This window comes from Nocardia sp. CY41 (assembly GCF_009829325.1).
Taxonomy (GTDB): domain Bacteria; phylum Actinomycetota; class Actinomycetes; order Mycobacteriales; family Mycobacteriaceae; genus Nocardia.
This window is the reverse complement of the sequence record NZ_VUOS01000102.1, coordinates 1-2,183: the sequence shown is the minus strand read 5'-3', so window position 1 is coordinate 2,183 and position 2,183 is coordinate 1. Positions and strand designations below refer to the sequence as shown.

Sequence of the window (2,183 nt, the reverse complement as noted above, 5' to 3'; positions counted from 1 at the left end):
ACACCACTACCGCCGCCTGGCCACCCGCTGGGAACGACGCACCGACATCCACCAAGGATTCCTCGACCTCGCCGCCGCCCTCATCTGCTGGCGAAGACTCCGCAACCGAACCTGATAGGAGCTCTTAGGCCGGTGAACAGCACCCTGTAGTTGGCCGCGGACTGGTTCGCTGGACGTTCGACCACACCGTTGAGGTCCCAGATGCCGGTGTCACCAAACCGCGGCGGTGTGGCATCGGGCGGCAGCGGGTGTGGCTGGATGACGGCTTCGTCGTCACCGAAACGCGCCGAAGCTCCCGGGGGGCGCAGCGGGTGCCTGCTCACCGGTCGAACTCCGTGTGCGCGGCCGGGGGAAGGTGCAGTCCGGCTTCGCCGAGCTCGATCTGCCGACGGGCCCACGTGACTCGGTGTCGCTGCGTTCGGCCAAGACAGCCTCCAGGTTCGCGGCGCTTTGCCCCCACAGCGTCTGGAAGTGGTTGGGGGTAGGGAGGTCGCGCAGCCGCTGCAAGTGATCCGACAGCAGCAACAGCTCTGCGGCAGATTCGACGGCAGGATCAGCGCGTGTCGGCATTCCAGGCAGCGCAGCGGCGCCACCGGACATACGTGTCCAGACGGCCGAACGGTGAGTCGAACGGATCCCGGCTGTGGATGAGATCCGGCCTGTCCGCGCTCGCCAGGTTGGACGGTGCTGACTGAGATTCGGGATGCGGTCGCGAAGACGCGCGCGGCGTCATGTGCACGTTCATCCGCGATAGAAGCCACCGTACCTGCTGGTCATCTGGCGTGACCGCCAAGCCAGCATCATCAGATCGTGCTCCTGGCCGCCATTCGCGAGCCAGTTGTCTGACCTCGTGAGAAGGTGGTGCGATATTGGGATTGAACCTGTGCCGCCGTCCGGGGAATCAAGATCAAAGCAGCGCCTGTCTCGGCACCAATGTATTTTGCTTCTATGGTGACGGCTGACCGGTGTTTTGCGAGTCAGGACACCGTTCGGAGCATTGATCTCATATTCCATTGGTCGCGGGTTCGAGCCCGCCCGCCCCACAAATGCCCTCTGAGCAGGAAGTTTTTGCTTCTGGAAAGGCTTCGATCTAGAGCAGAGCTCGTCCACGAATAGATTATTGGGGTTGCATCGGGCGATGGGGTCGGCTTCGCTGGACGACATCCGTAAATTGCGAGACGCCTTCGCGACCGAGCTACGGAGGAACAACCGCGCCAAGAAGACGATCGACGTCTACCTGGTTCACCTCGGCTACTTCGCTGATTACCTGGTCGCCGAGGGTCTCCCGACAGATGCGTCCGAGATCAATGGGGTCATCGTCGGCGGCGAGTCCGGACCGGCCGCCCGGGCGATGGACCCGGATTGGGTGCGGGATCTGTGCGACTAGTGCGTCGAGGCTGAGGTGCCGTTCTTCTTCAAACTTCTCTGCACCATGACTGGCACAAGTCATGACGAGGTGCTGGGTTTGTCAGGCGCTGCGCAGTCGAATTCTTCGGGTTGCGTCGAGATGTCGGTCGACGGTGAACTGGGCGGTGGTGCCCACGACGGGGGGCGTGCCCGACCAGAACAGGCCGGACCGGAGGCCGTCGAATGCGACGAAGTATTCGCGGGTGCTGGGGAAGACGTCGGTGATCTCGGCGGTGACTGCGGAGCCGACGGGGTGGCGGTTCTTGGCGGCGCACCATTCGGACTCGCTCATGATGGGACCCTCCGACTCCACGCCAGTAGGCCCGCCAGGCGGGCCTACTGGCATGTCTGGGAGTCGATTTCTGCCGGGACAGTGACGGGACAATGCCGGGAGGGTGCCGGGATTTCCAAGTCCCGGCATGCCCACAGGGGAATGTCCGGTAGGGGAGGGGGACCACAAGGAAGGGAAACCACAAAGAAGGGCGTTGGCCGGGCGGTTGCGTCAGGTGCGGAAGTTGCGTCTGGAGCTGCGCCGCCTAGCTGTGCTACTGACGATGACCGATGACAGTGTGGGCTCGGGTTTTCTGTAGCAGCCTCTCATAGGGTGTCTGTCCTGCGAGGCCGCCGTGGGGACGGTGATAGTTGTAGTAGTCCTCCCACTCCTTCAGTTTGTCGTTGAACAGCCCGGCGTCATCGATGACGACGCCGTCGAGGAGGCGGTAGAACTCCTCGGCGTCGATGCGGTGGGAGCGCTCGACCTTGCCGTTGAGCCGGGG

The 2,183-nt window shown here is 63.5% G+C and carries 3 protein-coding genes; 1 reads left to right on the top strand and 2 read right to left on the bottom strand.

Going from position 1 to position 2,183, the window contains the following annotated elements:
* Positions 1–1,138 precede the first annotated feature (1,138 nt).
* On the top strand, positions 1,139–1,387 hold the full coding sequence (locus GVY64_RS39410) for a DUF5131 family protein (protein WP_159851295.1): 249 nt from the start codon (positions 1,139–1,141) through the stop codon (positions 1,385–1,387).
* An 81-nt stretch (positions 1,388–1,468) separates the two neighbouring features.
* Here GVY64_RS39410 and GVY64_RS36820 read toward each other — a convergent pair whose 3' ends face one another.
* Together GVY64_RS36820 and GVY64_RS36815 are read right to left on the bottom strand one after the other, a co-directional pair.
* Positions 1,469–1,699: a hypothetical protein gene (locus GVY64_RS36820; protein WP_159851293.1), complete on the bottom strand. Its 231-nt coding sequence runs from the start codon at positions 1,697–1,699 to the stop codon at positions 1,469–1,471.
* 253 nt (positions 1,700–1,952) lie between these two features.
* Positions 1,953–2,183: integrase core domain-containing protein (locus tag GVY64_RS36815; RefSeq protein ID WP_201298338.1), on the bottom strand; the 231-nt coding region annotated here is incomplete at its 5' end.